Source organism: Dyella sp., from assembly GCF_036384435.1.
Taxonomy (GTDB): domain Bacteria; phylum Pseudomonadota; class Gammaproteobacteria; order Xanthomonadales; family Rhodanobacteraceae; genus GSA-30.
Genome location: NZ_DASVMI010000065.1, coordinates 1 through 17,929, shown reverse-complemented (window position 1 = coordinate 17,929; position 17,929 = coordinate 1). Strand labels below are relative to the sequence as shown.

Annotated in this window: 6 protein-coding genes and 1 pseudogene; all 7 read right to left on the bottom strand. The window is 57.9% G+C overall.

Going from position 1 to position 17,929, the window contains the following annotated elements; translation table 11 throughout:
* Window positions 1–992: ABC transporter permease (locus VF436_RS05835; RefSeq protein WP_330903073.1), on the bottom strand; the 992-nt coding region annotated here is incomplete at its 3' end.
* Window positions 993–1,080: 88 nt separating this feature from the next.
* Entirely contained in the window at window positions 1,081–2,670 is a 1,590-nt protein-coding gene (locus tag VF436_RS05830) for an MBL fold metallo-hydrolase (protein WP_330903070.1), read from the bottom strand.
* Complete coding sequence (locus tag VF436_RS05825) at window positions 2,667–3,515, bottom strand: prephenate dehydrogenase dimerization domain-containing protein (RefSeq protein ID WP_414649819.1); 849 nt, start codon at window positions 3,513–3,515, stop codon at window positions 2,667–2,669. The genes VF436_RS05830 and VF436_RS05825 overlap by 4 nt, the downstream gene beginning before the upstream one ends.
* Window positions 3,516–3,644: 129 nt before the next feature.
* The gene (locus tag VF436_RS05820) at window positions 3,645–3,950 is read right to left on the bottom strand and encodes a chorismate mutase (protein WP_330903068.1); all 306 of its coding nucleotides are present in this window, start codon (window positions 3,948–3,950) and stop codon (window positions 3,645–3,647) included.
* Between the two features lie 42 nt (window positions 3,951–3,992).
* On the bottom strand, window positions 3,993–5,471 hold the full coding sequence (gene pabB, locus VF436_RS05815) for an aminodeoxychorismate synthase component I (protein WP_330903072.1): 1,479 nt from the start codon (window positions 5,469–5,471) through the stop codon (window positions 3,993–3,995).
* 96 nt (window positions 5,472–5,567) lie between these two features.
* A pseudogene (locus VF436_RS05810) lies at window positions 5,568–6,131 on the bottom strand (anthranilate synthase component II); the annotation flags it as partial.
* Window positions 6,132–6,212: 81 nt separating this feature from the next.
* On the bottom strand, window positions 6,213–17,924 hold the full coding sequence (locus VF436_RS05805) for an amino acid adenylation domain-containing protein (protein WP_330903071.1): 11,712 nt from the start codon (window positions 17,922–17,924) through the stop codon (window positions 6,213–6,215).
* Window positions 17,925–17,929: the final 5 nt, after the last annotated feature.

Sequence of the window (17,929 nt, the reverse complement as noted above, 5' to 3'; positions counted from 1 at the left end):
AACGCGCGACGCACGCCGATTTCATTGGAACGACGAAGACATTTGGCCAGCAACAAGCCGATCGCATTGACAATGCACACCAGCAAAAAGCCGAGCGCAAGCCAGGATTGAAGTTTCACGTCGCTGGGTACTACATGTTCTTGCACCAGCCACTCGTTGAGCTCAGTCAGACTCGATGACGACTTCTGAAAACGCCCGAGGGACATCTGCTGTGCGGCATAGCCGGCAAGATAGCTTTGGTAGGCCGACACGTCCTGGGGGCTTTCCAACTGAAGCCATACGCCAAGCCACGTACAGGATGCGGTTTCAAGCTTGCTGACGTCTGATTCGGCATAGCAGCTGACTTGCTGCGGGCTCATGCCGGCATCCAGCGCGGTTCCGATGGGCATGAATACGCCGTCGCCGTCACCGTAGCTTCGACCACCAAGCTCCTGTGCGTAAAATTTCGGCTGCGGCGACCAGTCATCCACAACGCCGATAACGCGGAAATCGTGGTCGTTGATGCGCAGTATCTTGCCCGTGCTGTCGGCTCCGCCAAATATCCTGTCGTTGAGAAACTTGGCGATGACTACCACGGTTGCCCGGCTTTGGTCGTCCTGTGAGCTCCAGCCATGTCCGAATTTGAATGGCACATCGAATATGCCAAAGAAATCGGACGTGGCTATGACGCCATCGGTGAAGAAGGGGCGTGTCGTGGGTCCGCGCCCTGCGACATCCGGCGTGAGTTTGGCCGAAATCAATGACACAGCGACTTGGCGGGAGGCCTTATTCGCGTTAACCAGGCTCATCGCGTCGACGTAGGTCATCGTCGGCGGCAACTTTCCATTATTGCCAGCGCTCTGGTTGGCCGGATAAGGATCAAGCTGCGGATAGAAGATCTTGCCATGCTTTTGCGGAAGTGGATCGCCCGACAGCAACCGCTGTACCGTCAACGTGGTAATACAAGCGCCAATGCCCAGGCCCAATGTAAGTACCATCAATATGGTCAGCACCTTGTGGCTGCGTAAGCTTCGCCCCGCAAGATTCAGGTAGTAAGCAAACACATGGTTCTCCAAATAGATAGTCGGATGCCGGATTCAGTCAGAATGCCATGGTTCTGCAGCCATATAGGCGTTCGGATTCGATACCTGATTCAAGGCAGGACTGAACAAATTTGTTGGATTCGACGATCTGCTTGCTCTCTGGCGTATATTGGAGGCCCGCCACGAAGCGCATCCATGGTTCCTGGCCCATGGCATAGACATAAGCTTTCGAACATCCGAACTCTTCGGCGATCGCTTGTGCGCGCGCCGCATCTGAGCCCGATAGCCGGCGTGATCCATCATCCTTGCGATTGATTGGATTGCTCAGGTAGCTACCGTACAGCCAAGTCAATGGCGCTCCATCGCACTCCATGCCAATGAACAGCGTGTCTACCTTACCCAGGCGCGAGACTATACGCCGGTAGAGCGCGCGATCCTTGCAGTCAGAATCGGCGAGAAATAGAAACGTATGGTCAAGCAGGCGAAGGTGCATGCCATGCTTGCTAATGATACTGAGGTCGGCATGTTCACCGTAAAATGGAATACTGGTGATTGCACCGCCAGGAACCGGAATGCTGTCCATCCAGTCCAGGATATCCACCTGTTCGAAGCCCAAGGCACGAAGCGCCAGACGCATCGAGGGATCGGCCACGTTATGGGGGTTGTTCCGTGGCACGAGGATCCGCCCGATGCGCTGACGCAATTGCAGCAGGAGTTCGGGACTGAAGTGATCCTGGTGGTTGTGGGTCAGGAAGACGTAGTCGATATGATCGGGAAGATCATTGAAGCAGAGGTGGTCTTCGCCTTCATAGTCGTCATCCCAGGTCAGGAATGGATCGATCATGATCGAAACATCCCTGGTTTGGATCAATACGCAGGCATGTCCGAAGTATCGGAGGCGGATTCCATCACCATCAAAGTTGGGCGCATTCCGATCCGGCGCCTGGTTCGTGAAATAATTCCTGAATTGGTTGCGCTGGTCGGTGGCGATATCCAGAGCCTGGACAAGTTCGTCAAACGGCACGGCTTGCGTGCGTGCCTTGGCCAGTAGATCTACGCGGCCATCCTGAAATGGAAGCTGCACAATCAGGCGGTTGTCGGACGGCAGTCGTGGGGTGTTGAGAAAGAAGTTGCGCTCCTCATCACGTATATTGACGAATGACATCTCCTGAGTTGCTCGATTACACAAGTCACTGTCGTAAGCCAGCTCCTCCAACACACGCATGCCAGGGTGGCTGTTCACGTCATAAGAGACCTCGACCAGGCCAGCGAGATTGGTCGGCAAATTATTGTAGACGTGATCGAGACTGAAGCCTTTCTCGCTTTGCAGTTGGCGATCCAGGCCAACCAGAGCCTCGGCAAAACGAAGCATATGACCGTGATTGCCTTGTGTTTGCTGGAACAGGTCCTTGATCGATGCAAGATCCGTTTTTTTCAATTCCATGAACGACCCGCCAAGCATCTTGGGATTGTTGGATGCCGCTTCATGGACTGCAGCGTTGGCGATGAACGACTGGAACATCGGCGCATGCCTGTAGGTCATGTTCATGGCGTGCTGCACAGGAGATATAAGGTGGCTCCATGCATACCAGCGTGCGCTCAGCGGTTCCATCTTGGTGCTGTTCTTCAAATAGACCTGTTCGCTCACGAGATTCCCTCTGGGACTGACGTTTGAATCGAGATATTGTTGGTGGCCGGGTTATCGCGGGCGATATCGACAAGGGGAATATTGGCGAACAAGCTCGCGCAAAGCTCCCCGAGATCGCGCTGCTCAGGTCCGAAGTATCCGGATATGTCCTCAAACCAGAGCGCGAATGCCCGGGTATCCGTGGCAGTGCTTTGCGCCGAGCAATGGGATATTCCTTCAATCAAGCGTCGACGCGCATCGGCGGCATACGGGTTCTCTGATTGGATATCCAGGTACACGTTTGAGTTTTGTCCGAGCATGCGCGCCACAAGGGCAGCCAGCACCCGGAATGGCGGCGGAGCCACGGCCAGGATCTCTGTGAGAGAGTAGCCGCTTTGCCTGAGAGCCTCGGCGAACGCCAGGATCGTGGCATGCGTGAGGGCCTGGGTATTGGCCGCGATACGGTCATGGTACCCAGCGCTCATGTCAACGAGCACGGCTCCGGCTTTCTCGAGGATGCTCTCGAAACACTCGCTCGCCTTGCCGTAGTGTTGGCGGATAACTGCGACGGAGCGACCTTTCATAGCCAAGGAGGGCGCAAACATGGGGTTGATGCCCAATATCTCCCTACCAGCCAGCTGTGCCTGCTTGATGGGCTCGAGGCATGTCTTGACGGATGCTGTCTCGACCAGCAGGGCATGCGGGGGCATATGCGATGCAAGCGTCTTTAGGGCATCAGCCAGCACCGGCTCGGGCAAGGCAAGCAGCAGAAGATCGCTGCGTCTTACCGATTCCAGCAGCGTCTCGTCGGGTATTCTTGCGTCGCCCTCAAGAACCCCGGGTGCAGGCACGCGATCGAAGCGCATTACACGGCTACCGTGGTCATGCAGCAAGTCACCAAACATGCGTCCTACCGGACCATGCCCGATGAGAGTAACCGTCGGAAAAGGGCTTTCTTTCATGGCATGGAACATAGGATGTTGTCGGTGCTCATATCATGCCTCGGAAAGCACGCGGCTTGATTGATCGGCCTGCTCTTCCATGCGGCACGCCTCGTCGATGATCAGTTGCCAGACCTGGCGAGCAAATTGGCCGGACATGCCCAACGGCTGGGCAGCCGTGGCAGCACGCTCTAGCACTTCCATGACTCGTCCCGGTTGCATGACGGGCTCGCTGTAGCGCTTTTTCAGCTCACCTACCTTTAAACAGCATTTGAACCGCTCACCGAGCAGGTCGATCAATTGCTGATCAATATCGTCGATCTTCTTTCGCATCAAGATGATTTCGTGCTCAAAGCTCATGAATCTATCTCCATAACGACATGCACGGTTATGCTTGATTTCTCATTTTGAGGTGGCAAGCTCATAACTCTTCTCGTTGCCACTCACCTGGGCGTCCGCTGTCATTCCGGCGCCGAGCATCTCAAGCACACGAATCTGGGCCCTTGCTTTCAAAAGCACTTCGGCCAGCTCTTCCTCGGGATCGGACAGGGCGACGATCGCGCCACCCGCGCCGATCGATACGTGGCTTCCCATCTTGACAATGGTCCGGATGACAATATTCAGCTTGGCGCTTCCATTGAGCGCCAGATAGCCAAGGCTCCCGGAATAGATTCCTCGTGCCCCTTCCTCAAGCTTATCCAGGATATTCATCGTGCGGACTTTGGGGGCTCCGGTCATCGAGCCACCCGGAAACGATTCGCGCACACAGTCCACCGTGGTGCGATCTGGCATCAGCTTGCCCCGGATAGTGCTTACCAGCTGATGCACGGTGGCAAAAGATTCAATGTGGAAAATCTTGGGGACATGCACGCTCTCGACCTCACAGCACCTGTTGAGGTCATTACGTAGAAGATCGACGATCATCAGGTTTTCCGATCGATCCTTGACGCTGTTCGCCAGCCGTTCGGCAATCTGCTGGTCCTCTACCGGGTCCGCGTGCCGGGGGGCCGTGCCCTTGATCGGCTTGGACTCCACATCGCCGTCTCGTGACACCTCGACATAGAGTTCCGGCGACGCGCAAAGCACATCGACATTGCCAAAGCGGTAATAGGCACCGAACGGCACGGCGTTGACCGAGCGAAGATTCATATAGATGGGCAATGCATCGGCATCGAGTTGCGCGGTGAGCTCATTCGTCAGGCAAACCTCATAGGTTTCACCTTGACGGATAAGCTCCTTGGCCTGCCGAATCATCTCAAGATACTTTTCCGGCTCGTGTCGCCAACGAATGTTGTGAAGCCGGCTCTCGGTCAATGTATCGGCTGTGCCGGGCGTGATGCGCATCATGCCCGACAGCGTGAAATTCACATGCTCAAGCCATCCTTCGTTTTCCACGCTCAGCGCGTGCTCATCATCCATGCAGACCACCCAATATTCTCGTTCCTTGTGGTCGTAGACAATGAAGCGATCGGCAAATATCCAGCTCGCGTCGGGCGTGCGTGCGGGATAGGCGTAGCTTCCCTGCAACTCGCCCTTCAGTTCATAGCCGAAGTAGCCCACGTAGCCGCCATTGAAGTCAAAAGGCGCATCTTCTATGGGCGGTTTTGATCGAACCGCAAGCTCTCTTTCAAGGTACGCAAAGATATCCTCATGGAGGACCGTCTGTCCGTGGCGCGAATGAATGGTCAGCTGCCGCGACAAGGAATGATATTCGAGTAGCTCACCGTATGGCCCGAGTGCATTACCGAAATAGGAAAATCGCGCGTTGGTATCGTTCGGCCGGCTGCTGTCTAACCAGAATGCATTTTCTCCGTCCCCGAAAAGTGCCGTGAACGCTTCGGCTGGCTCCAGCTTGGCGTTGGTATATCGCCGCACGTGCATTTGCGTACGGCTCCAGTCCATTGCCGATGTGTGTGCTGCATGCGGCGATGTCGTGGGGATCGTATCCATGGCGCGCCGGCAGTAAGGCTCGCTGAGCTTGAAGAAGTTCTGTATCAACTTCTCCCCGAATTGCGTGCAGATCGATTCAGGATGAAACTGAACTCCCCAGATCGGCTTTTCAACGTGGCGAAGCGCCATCAAGGTCCCATCTTCGGTCCATGCGGTTCCCTCCAGATGATCGGGAAGATCCGTGACGGCCAGGGAGTGATAGCGCGTGGCCTCAAATGGATTGTCGACGTCCTGGAAGAGGTCTGCGCCGGTGTGCCTGACAGCGCTCAAGCGGCCGTGAATGGGCTCCGGTGCCAGATCGACGGTGGCGCCGAAGAAATGCCCGATCGCCTGATGCCCCAGGCACACACCCAGAATGGGAACATTCGCTTGCTCGATCACGTCAGCGGATATGCCCAGGTCTTCGCGGCACTGCGGTCGTCCTGGTCCCGGCGAAACCACGACACGATCGAACCCTTGATGGCGAAGCGCTTCCCAGGTCGTCTCGTCATTTCTGACGATGACAGGACGCTCGCCCGTTGCACGGGCGATGAGCTGGGCGAGGTTGTAAGTGAACGAATCGTAGTTATCGATCAGAAGCGTCTTGCTCATGACGAATTCCCTCCCAAATGCAAATGTCTGAAATAGGCGATGGCCGCAAGAAGTTGGTAACGACCGCGGCCATGCCTGGTGTCATGCGTTGATTTCACCTTTCTTCGGGTGCACGGTGTTGTCTGGCACCCCGGGTGAGTCGGCGAACGCGTACAGCGTCTGGGTCCATATGCGAGCCAGCTCCTGAAGTTCGTGGATATCGAAGATGTCCTGTGCGGCTACGAAGCGCATGGTGAGCGTGGCGCCATCGTCGGAGTCATGCAAAATTGCCATGGACTGAATGGTGTAAGGCAAGGCGAGCTCTGGATCGCGCGCGCCAACATTGACGCCTTGGGGTATAAGCTCCCAATCGCACGATTCAGTCAGGCGTATGCGTCCCAGATAGTTGAATACACATTGTGAGGGCGCGTATTTCTTCAGGCGTACGGCGCTTCCGGGGTTGAGATATCGCAACACGCCATAGCCCATGCCCTTGCGTGGAATCCGATTCAGGTAATCCCGAACATTCGCAACCAGTGCGGCATGTTGGGCGGGGTCGCTCATGCTGTGATCGGCCATGCCCGCGCCAAGGGGAATGCTTACCGGATACATGCTCGTAAACCAGCCGAGTGTGCGGGTCAGGTCCAGATCGTCGGTATCGGATTCGCGGCCGTGGCCTTCCATATCAAAACGAACGACGGAGGGGAGTTCCTCGCCTCGCGCGACTCGCCATCGGGCGATTGTCAGGGCGAAAGCGGCAACCAACACGTCGTTGACCGAAGCGGCCAGCTCGCCATGGACTCGCTCAAGGAGATGGCTTGTAGTGTCAGCAGGGAGGGCAATGTCCAGGTGTGTATAGCGGCAATCGCCGTCCACAGGCTGGCGGCGCAATGGGCGCGATGAAATCAGGCGATCTTCTGTCGCGGCCACTTGCTCCCAGTACGGAAGCTCCGATTGAAGCTCAGCACTTGCGGCCAATGAGGCCAGATGGTTGGACCATTGACGGTAGGACGTGCCGGTATGCAACCAGCGAGGAGCTTCACCCCTGGACAAGGCGTCAAACAGCATGCTCAGTTCGGGTTGCATGATTCGCCACGACACCGGGTCCATGACCATGTGATGGAAGCACAGCAATAGCCAGCCAGGCGCCTGGGCGTGGTCCTGGAACCACACCCATTGCATTTGGTTTGCCGAGGTCGGATCGATGCGCGCCTGGGCGAACGCGACCTCCTGTTGTAGCAGAGCCTCACGCTCGGCTGTCGAGTGCCCGGTCATCCCGACGCGACGGACACCTTGTGTTGCGCTTACCGAACCTGTCGGCAGAATTTCCATATGGCCGTCAACGGCTACACGCAACCTCAATATGTCGTGTCGGTCAAGCATGGCTTGCGCCATGTTCTCAAGCAGTGACATGGTCATGCTCGCGGGCGCTTGTATCAGGAAATGCTGGTAATTCCTGGCTCCATAACCGCCACGCTCAAATAGCTCGTGCATGATGGGAGTGGCGGCCAGGACGCCCGTGCCATCACTTTCCAAGGACGATGCAGATTCCACCGCTTGCGCGACAAGCGCCAGGTTCGCAACGCTCTTGCATTGCAAGACCTGCCGGGGGGTAATGAGAAGACCCGCTCTGCGAGCACGACTGACCAACTGGATGGAGCGAATGCTATCTCCTCCAAGGTCGAAAAAGCTATCGTCGACGCCAACTTGCTCAAGACCCAGTACATCGGCGAATAGGGCGACCAGAACCTGCTCCTCGATGGATCGAGGTGCACGGGTTGGCTCCGATACCCGGTAAGGCATAGGCAACGCCTTGCGATCAAGCTTGCCGTTGGGGCCAAGAGGGAATGCATCGAGCAACATGATTGCCGCTGGCACCATGTAGTCGGGCAGTTGATCGGATACGGCTCGTTTGAGGGAATCAGCGCTGACAGAATACTGCGGGCCTGCCACGACGTAGGCAACGATCTGGGCGTGGTCTTCATCGCTTTTATAGATCAAAGCGGTGCATTGGTCGACGCCTGGCTGGCTGAGCAGGGCAGTCTCGATTTCACCCAGTTCAATACGCAAACCGCGGAGCTTGACCTGGTGATCTGTTCGTCCGAGGTATTCCAGTTGACCATCCTTTCGCCATCGCACCAGATCCCCCGTGCGATACATGCGCTCTCCCATCGCAAATGGGTTGGCGACGAAGCGCTCTGCCGTGAGGGCCGCACGGTGCACGTAGCCACGCGCGAGACCTTCGCCCGCCAGGTACAGTTCGCCTGGAACGCCAAGCGGCACCTGCCTCAGGCGGGTGTCAAGTACATGCAACTTCGTGTTCCATATGGGCAGGCCGATCGGAACGCTATCCAACGATTTGCCGGGTAGGCAGGAGAAGGCCGTGACGTCGACAGCAGCCTCGGTCGGCCCGTAGAGATTGTGGACGATCACGGGCAGCCGACGTTGCAACGCCTGTACCGTTTGGACTTGCAGCGCCTCGCCACTACAGATGATCCGCCGTACGCTACTGCACTGTGAAAGCTCTTCCTCGCCGAGAATGGCCTGTAACATGGACGGGACGAAATGGAGCGTGGTTACCGCCTGCTGCCTGATCAGGTCTACGAGGTAAGCCGGCTCTTTGTGGCCACCTGGGCGGGCGACAACCAGGCGGGCACCTTCGAGAAGTGGCCAGAAGAATTCCCATACCGAAACGTCGAATCCCGCCGGTGTCTTCTGCAAGACCACGTCGTCTTGCGCAAGGCCATATGCGTCCTGCATCCACTGCAACCGGTTGGCGATTGCACGATGGCTGACGGCAACTCCCTTGGGCCGTCCAGTCGATCCTGAAGTGTAGATCACGTATGCAGGATGTCCTGTCGGAACGGTGACATCTTGCAGGTTTCCTGGGGCATGAAGGTGGCAGTTTTCTTTGTCGACCAGCCACGTCGCGGTGCCCTGGGGAAGGGCGCCAGCAACATCGTTTCGACTCAACACGCATACTGCGCGTGCCTGCTCAAGCATGTAACCCAGGCGTTCACGCGGGTAGTCCAGGTCAAGGGGAAGATATGCCGCTCCGGTCTTCAAGACAGCCATCAGCGCTACAACCAGTTCGATGGATCGCGGAAGCGCAATGGCAACGATCTGTTCGGGTGCCGCCCCCCGCGATTGCAAATATCTTGCTTGGCGGTTGGCAAGCGCATTCAGCTCACTATAAGTAAGCGTTCGGCCTTCGAACACCAGCGCTACAGCATGCGGCGTTCGATCGACCTGTCGCTCGAAGCGAACATGCAAAGCTGCATCATCGAATCCATGATCGCTGTCATTCCATTGTGTCATATTCCGTCGTTCATCATCACCGACCAGATCGAAACTACTCGCACGACGTGTTGGCGTGGCCACGGCATCGACGAGGATCTGTTCGAACCGTCGAGCCATCTGCGCAACAGTATCGCGCTCGAACACGTCGCAACTGTATTCGAGTTCCGCGGCCATACCCGAAGGTGAACCCGTCTCGTCTGCATACTCTGCAAGGCTCAGCCGTAGATCGAATTTAGCCGTTGCCTTGGACAACGCCAATGAATCGATCTCCACTCCCGCGAACTCCACCGCGCCCATCTGCTGGTTCTGCAATACCAACATGACCTGGAACAGGGGTTGATGTGCGAGAGACCGCGCGGGATTGAGCAGTTCGACAAGCCTCTCGAAGGGAATGTCCTGGTGAGCATAGGCGGCAAGATCTACTGCTCTGGCTCGCTGAACCAGTTCTTCGAAGGTCGGGTCGCCGGAAACGTCCGTGCGCAATACCAGCGTGTTGACAAATAATCCCACCAGATCATGCAGAGCAGCATCGGTTCGCCCGGCAATCGGTGTGCCGATGGCAATGTCCTCACCCGCGCCCAATCGATGCAACAATAGAGAAAACGCTGCATGAAGCACCATGAACAAGGTGGCGTTCTGCTGGCGCGCGAGTTCAGACAGCGATTGTTGCATTGCCTTGTCGATCGTGAAGCGCACGGTGTCAGCGCGCTGGCTTGGCACCGTGGGTCGGGGGCGATCAAACGGCAACTGGATGTACTCGGGAAGACCGTCAAGCTGTTGCCGCCAGTAATCCCATTGCTTCCAGGCCAGACTGCCGGGGTCGTTGTGATTGCCCAACAGGTCGCGCTGCCACAGCGCATAGTCAGCATACTGCACGGGCAAGGCAGCCCATGCAGGAGGTTGCTCGTTCAGTCGTGCGCCATAAGCTCGCGACAAGTCGCGCAGCAGCGGACCGATCGACCAGCCGTCGGCGGCCACATGATGCAATACGATCATAAGCACGTGGTCGTACTGATCCACGCGAAGCAGGCAAGCACGAATGGGTAATTGCGTGGCTAGATCGAACCGCTGCGATATATAAGCCGTAAGCGCTTCTGCAAGCTGCTCTTCCGATAGCTCCATGCGTGAAAACCAGTCGCTTGCATCCACCGATACGACCTGCTGGCTCGCCCGGCCGTGATGTTCGACCAGAAGCGTCCTGAGACTCTCATGGCGCTCGACGACATCCAGCAGAGCCAACTGCATGGCCTGGCTATCGACTGGGCCACGCATGCGTAAAGCCAGGGGGATATGGTAGGCATCGCCCTGTTCATCCATCTGCTGGATGAACCACAGGCGTTGTTGGGCAAACGATAGCGGCAGTGGATCAGGCCGCGACTGCGCCGACAATGGCGATCGCGAATGCTGCTCTCCATGAAGCACCGCGCAGAGCTGCGCCACGGTCGGGTGTTCGAATATCGATCGGATCGTCGTCTCGATGTCCAGCGTTGCGCGGATCCTGCTGACCAGCCTTGTGGCCAGTAGCGAATGTCCACCGAGATCGAAGAAGTTATCGTCGATATGCACCCGGACCAGGCCAAGCACCTCGGCGAATAGATCCGCGATGACCGATTCATGGGGCGTGCGGGGTGTCCGACCTTCACGACTTCCATAAATGGGGGCGGGCAGCGCTTTGCGATCGAGCTTGCCGTTGGGTGTCAGCGGAAATGCATCCAGGCATATCACGGCTGCTGGAACCATGTAATCCGGTAAACGAGCGGCCAGGCGCGTGCGCAATACGTCTGGATCGACAGATTGCCCCTCCTTGGGCACGACATAGGCAATCAGCCGCTGTTCACCGGCCTCATCGCGGACAATGACGGCGCACTGCGCCACGTTCGGCTGGTCGGTGACAGTGGCCTCGATCTCTCCTGGCTCAATACGGAAGCCGCGAAGTTTGACCTGATGATCGACGCGGCCAAGGAAATCAAGATCTCCATGTGCAAGCCAGCGCACAAGATCGCCGGTACGATACATGCGTGCGCCTGGCACGAAGGGATTGGCGACGAAGCGCTCCGCGGTGAGGCCCGGTCGAAATAGATACCCTCTCGCCAAGCCATCGCCGGTCAGATACAGCTCTCCTGGGGTTCCTGGTGGTACCGGTTGCAGCCATGCATCCAGCACATAAGCCTGAGCGTTGTCCACCAAACGACCAATAGGCACAGGGCCTTGAATCTGTTCGCCGGCCTTGAATGCTTTCCAGGTAGAGGTCATGGTGCATTCGGTAGGACCGTATTGATTCGACAGTACAGCGCAGTGCAGCGCCGTCATGGAACGGACCAGCAGGGCGCCTTGCAGCAATTCGCCACACGTAAGCACCTGCCGCAAAGCCAACGATACGGGTTTCACTTCCTGGGCAGTGACCAGTTCGGCAAGGAAGCTCGGGGTGACGCTCAGGATAGTCGTGACACCATATTCGCTCAGCGTGCGCAGACAGGCTGAAGGATTCCGGGCATCTTCGTGCTCCATCATGATCAGACGGGCACCGGAGACCAGGGGGCACAGAATGTCACGAATGGAAGGATCGAATGACACCGAGGTCATGTTGAGTACCGCATCCTGCCTGCCGATCGCATAGTTGCTCGCCAGGAATCGCAGGTAGCCGGCTGCATTGCGATGCGGTATGCATACTCCCTTGGGCCTTCCGGTAGATCCCGAGGTGTAGATGACATAGGCGGCATGTTCGGCAAGCAGCCTGGATGGCCTGTCACCATCCGTTGGATTGTCGTCACGAAGTGCGCCGTCATGCCAAGGCTCGTCAAGCAACAACAACGGCATGTCGGGAGGCAGGCAGGATCGAGCGCCATGGACCGTCAAGCCGAGTGCCGGGCGAGCGTCTTCTATCATGGACGCGATACGCTCTATCGGGTAATTCGGGTCAATCGGCAGGTAGGTTCCACCAGCCTTCATGATAGCTAGCATGGCCACCACCAGCTCGATCGATCTGGGCATCGCCAGCGCGACCCGGTCCTCGATCTTCAGGCCGCTGGCAATCAAGTGATGGGCCAGTTGGTTGGCGCGACCATTGAGCTGCGCATAGGACAGCGAGCGATCACCCAAGGTCACAGCGATGTCTTGTGGGGATTGCGCTGCCTGCTGCTCGAAGAGGGCGCCCAGTGTCATGGGCTCGCGTGTCTCGGATGTAGCGTTCCATTCCTCAAGAAGGCGGTGTTCGTTCGAGTCAAGAAGTGCGAATGAGGCGGCCGAGCACTCGGGGTCGAGGGCGATACGATGCAGGAGGCCGCTCAGGCGTGCCACCAGCAACTGCATGGAATCGGCGTCGAACAGATCTGTGGAAAACTCCAGTTCCGCAGCCAGGCCAGCTGGTTGGTGATCCGCATCCCATAGCTCGCCCATGGCCAGTCGCAAGTCGAATTTAGCCTGCGATTTGCCGATTTCCAGAGGCTGCACCGCTAAATCCGGCAACGCCAAGTCACTGGCGGGACTGTTCTGCAACACCAACATCACCTGGAACAGTGGCTGTCGGGATAGTGAGCGGGTTGGATTGAGGATTTCCACGAGACGTTCAAAGGGAACGTCCTGGTGCGCGTACGCCGCCAGATCTGTCTGGCGGACCCTCTTGAGAAGCTCTCGGAATGTCGGCTGGCCCGAAAGGTCGGTCCGCAGTACAAGCGTGTTGAGGAAGAAGCCGACCATGTCATGAAGCGCGTCATCGGTGCGCCCGGCAATCGGCGTGCCGATCGGAATGTCGACTCCCGCGCCAAGCTTGCTCAGTAGCAGCGCAAATGCCGCATGAAGCACCATGAAGAGCGTGGCATGCTCCTCGCGGGCCAGTCGAAGCAGGCTTCCATGAAGGTCTGCATCGAGATGGAATCTCACTACATCGCCCTGATGGCTGGCGATCGAGGGGCGAGGGCGATCCAGCGGCAGGTTCAGCTGATCGGGGATGCCCTCGAGTTGCTGCGTCCAGTAGCTGCATTGCTTGCCGATCACACTGGAGGGGTCGGTCTCGCTGCCGAGCCATTCGCGCTGCCAGGCGCTGTAGTCGACATACTGAATCGGCAAGGGCTTCCATGTGGGCGTTTGGCCCTGAGTCCGCTTCTCATATGCATGACTCAGATCGCTCAGTAGCGGTGCCAATGACCAGCCGTCACCTGCGATGTGATGCAGAACGAGCAACAGCACGTGTTCATGCTCACCCAACGTAAACAGGTGAGCTCGCAATGGGTACTGATTTCGTAGATCGAAACCTTCCGAAGCCGCTTGGATGATCGCCTCCTGCAGGGCATCTTCGCCCACGGAGGCTTCCCGCCATGCCACGGCGAGCTGGTCCAGTTCCATCACGCGCTGTACCGGGCCCGCCGACGTCTGGATAAACACAGTGCGCAGGCTTTCATGCCTCTGCGACAGGTCTTGTACAGCCGCAAGCAGCGCCTGGCGATCCAGATTTCCATGCAGACGCAGCGCTAGAGGAATGTTGTAAGCCGCTCCTGGTCCTTCAAGCTCCTGAATAAACCACAGCCGTTGCTGCGGATACGACAGCGGCATGTGTTCCGTCCGTTGCGTCGGCCGTAACGGCGCCCGGCCACGCGAGGCCGCGCCTATTTCCCGCGCCATGGCTGCGACGGAAGGATGTTCAAACAACGTCTGTATTGCCAGTTCGACGTCCAGCGTCGTACGGATTCGACTAATAAGACGTGTGGCGAGCAGGGAGTGTCCGCCGAGGTCGAAGAAACTCTCTTCAACGTCCACGTTGCTCAGGCCGAGTACTTCGGCAAACAAGGAAGCAAGTATGCTTTCTTGTGGCGTACGAGGCGCTCTCGTGGTCAGCGTGGAATACTCTGGAGCCGGCAATGCACTGCGGTCCAGTTTTCCGTTGACGTTCAAAGGCAGTGTTTCAAGGGCCACCAGGATGGACGGAACCATGTAATCGGGAAGGGTTCGCGCCATCTCACGGCGTAGTTGATCCGTGTCCAATGGTGCTGAGGCGTCGGACACCACATAGCCAATCAACGCGGGTGTGGCATCTTCGCGCTCGCGGGAAACAACCACGCATTGTCGGACGCTCGGCAGTTTAGCCAGTGCCGTCTCAACTTCAGCCAGTTCAATACGGTAGCCTCGAATCTTGACCTGGTGATCTACACGACCGAGAAAATCCAGTTCCCCACTGGGCAGCCAGCGTACGAGGTCCCCGGTGCGGTACATGCGCCGGCCTGGTATGTAAGGATCGGCAACAAAGCGCTCGGCAGTCAGTGCGGGCCGGTGCAGGTATCCGCGCGCTAGGCCATTGCCACCCAGGTAAAGCTCGCCTGGAACGCCCGGAGGTACCGGCTGCAAATCCGCATCCAGCACGTAGGCGTGCACATGGGTCAAGGGTTTGCCGATGCTTCCACCCGACCCGCCCAGCCAATCCCAGCCGGTAGCGTAGACCGTGGCTTCTGTCGGTCCATACAGGTTGGTCACCCTGCAGTCTGGCCAACGAGCGGCGATATCGCTGACTAAAGCCATCGGCAGCGCTTCGCCAGCAAGCACGACGGTGTGAACATCGGCCAACGACAGACCTTGTTCCAGCACTGCCTGGAGCGCAGAGGGTACCGTGCTGATGAGGCTTCCGGCCATATGTGCGGCCGGCTGATCCGCCAAGGCCAGTACATCAGACGCCAGTCTTGCGTGGCCACCACTGCACAGTGGCGCAAACAGTTCGAACACAGACACATCGAAGCAGAACGAGGTGGCTAACCAGGTGTGCTTGAGGCGCTTACCGAAGTGTGTACAGCCCCAGGCTACAAATTGACTCAGGCTGGTATGCGAGACGATCACCCCCTTGGGGCGCCCCGTCGAGCCGGACGTATAGATCACATAGGCGGGATGCCCAGGAAGCAGTGGCCGCGTACGGCTGTTGTTGTCGGGGTCAGGCAACTCAGGATTGGCCTGCAACAGTTCGTCTTCATCCGTATTCAGGCAACGATAATTGGCCGATAGCCATGCGTGGCCTTGCGAATGCCCCAGTACCAGCGCGGGGTGAGCATCCTCTAGCATCAGTCGAAGCCGCTCGGCAGGATAATTCAAATCCAGGGGAAGATAGCCGGCGCCACTCTTGAGAACGGCCAGAATGGAAACTATGAAGTCGATTGAGCGCGGCTGGGCGATGGCAACAAACTGCTCGGGTCCGATGCCTTCGCCGATAAGGCGATGAGCCAGCGCATTGGCACGCCGGTTGAGTTCTTCATAAGTGATGTCTAGATGGCCATCACTGACTGCGATGGCTTGCGGAGTCTCGCGCACCTGCAATTCGAAGCGTTCAATCGTCGAGTAGGGCGGCTGTGACCGAGATTCGGCATGAACGCTACCAAACAGCGCTTTCCACTCGTTCGCATCGATCAGGCCATGAGACGACAGCGGATCGCCCGGGCGGCGAGCCAACTCGGTCAACAGCCGGGTCAATCGATCAGCAAAGCCTTGCACGCTGGATTCGGAGAACAGATCAGTAGCATAGTCCAGCGATGCATCCATGCCTTGGGCGCGGCCAATCGGATCGCGCCGTTCGACGAAGACAAGGTCGAGATCGCATTTGACCGTGCGTACGCCGATCGCTTCATAGGCAATCTCCACGCCGGGCAGCTCGAACTCCGAGCCGCTGCCATTTTGTAGATCCAGCATGACCTGGAACAGCGGTTGATGAGACAGCGAACGTTTTGGCTTGAGTATCTCAACCAATCGCTCGAAAGGAATGTCCTGGTTGCTGTATGCCGCCAGATCCGTTTCGCGAGCACGATTTATGAGTTCGAGAAAGTCAGGGTTTCCGGAAAGATCCAGGCGTAACACCAAGGTGTTGATGAAGAAGCCGATAAGCTCGCTCAGGTTCTCATCGGTTCGCCCACCCACGGGGCTGCCGATGACCACATCCTTGCCAGCGCCCAGTTTGCTCAAGAACAATGCGAATGCTGCGTGCAGAACCATGAAGAGCGTGGCGCCGCAGTCATGGGCGATCGCGAGCAGGCGCGCATGCGTGTCCGCGTCCACATGGAATGCCACCGATCCTCCGCGATTACTGGCGACAGCTGGCCTTGCGTAGTCGGTCGGCAGAAATACCTGCTCTGGCGCGCCCCCGAGCGCCTTGCGCCAGTGATCGCTCTGTATGGTAAGCAAACTGTTCGGATCGCCCTCGCTACCCAATAATTCGTGTTGCCACAGCGTGTAATCTGCATACTGCACTGGCAGGGGCGACCACTGCGGCATCTGTCGGTCATGTCGCGCGCGATAAGCCAGGGCCAGGTCGTTCAGCAACGGCGACAGGGACAAACCGTCACCGGCGATATGGTGAAGTACAAGAAGCAATACGTGTTGTTGGGGCGACTCACGGAAGAGCGCCGCGCGAAGAGGCAGCTCCTTCGACAGATCGAAAGGCGTAGACGCTTCACTGGCCAGGGTTGCCTGGAGTTGACTGGAGGGCACATCCATGGCGCGCCACGCGAATAGTCGCTCGGCATCGGGGACAATGCTCTGATACGCCACACCATCAATCTGAGTGAAAAGCGTGCGCAGGCTTTCGTGCCGATCAAGCAGGTCGCCGAGCGCGACACGTAAAGCGTCGATATCCAGGTCGCCGGTCAGTCGTAGCGCCAGCGGAATATTGTAGGTGGCACTGGGGCCTTCCAACTGCTCGATAAACCACAAGCGCTGCTGGGCATACGAGAGTGGCAGACGGTCTCCTCGCGGCATGGGACCAAGCGCCACACGCCCGATATCCGCCTGATCGATCTGAGTGGCCAGTGCGGCCACGGTCGGATGCTCGAACAACACGCGGATACCAAGCTCTATACCGAATAGTGCGCGAACCTTCGATACCAATCGGGTAGCCAGCAGCGAGTGGCCGCCCAGATCAAAGAAGCTTTCATCGATGCCCACCTGCGGCAGATCCAGTACTTCGGCGAACAGCTCCGCAAGTCGCGTCTCCTGTGGCGTCCTTGGGGTGCGCCCTGCATGATCGGAGTAGTCCGGTGCGGGTAACGCTTTGCGGTCGAGTTTGCCGTTGGTGGTCAAGGGAATCGCGTCGAGCAGCACGATAGACGCGGGTACCATGTAGTCCGGGAGCGTGCTCGCAAGAGCGTGTCGCCATTGCGATGTTTCTGGATGCGTGCCCGGTGATGGCACTGCGTAGGCGACTATCTGTTTCTGCCCGGCAGAATCTTCTCTTGCGATGACGACGGCCTGGACGACGCCGGGCAATCGGGTCAGTTGTGACTCGATCTCGCCCAATTCCACGCGGAAACCCCGCACCTTGACTTGGTGGTCCTGGCGCCCAAGGAACTCCAGCTCACCATCGTTGCGCCAGCGCGCCAGGTCGCCGGAGCGATATAGGCGCTTGCCTGGCACGAATGGGTGCGCCACAAAGCGTTCGGCGGTCAACGCTGGTTTGTGGAAGTAGCCTCTTGCCAGTCCTTCGCCGGCAAGATAGAGATCGCCAGGCACGCCCTTGGGGACCGGCTGCAACTGTGCGTCGAGGACATACACCTGGG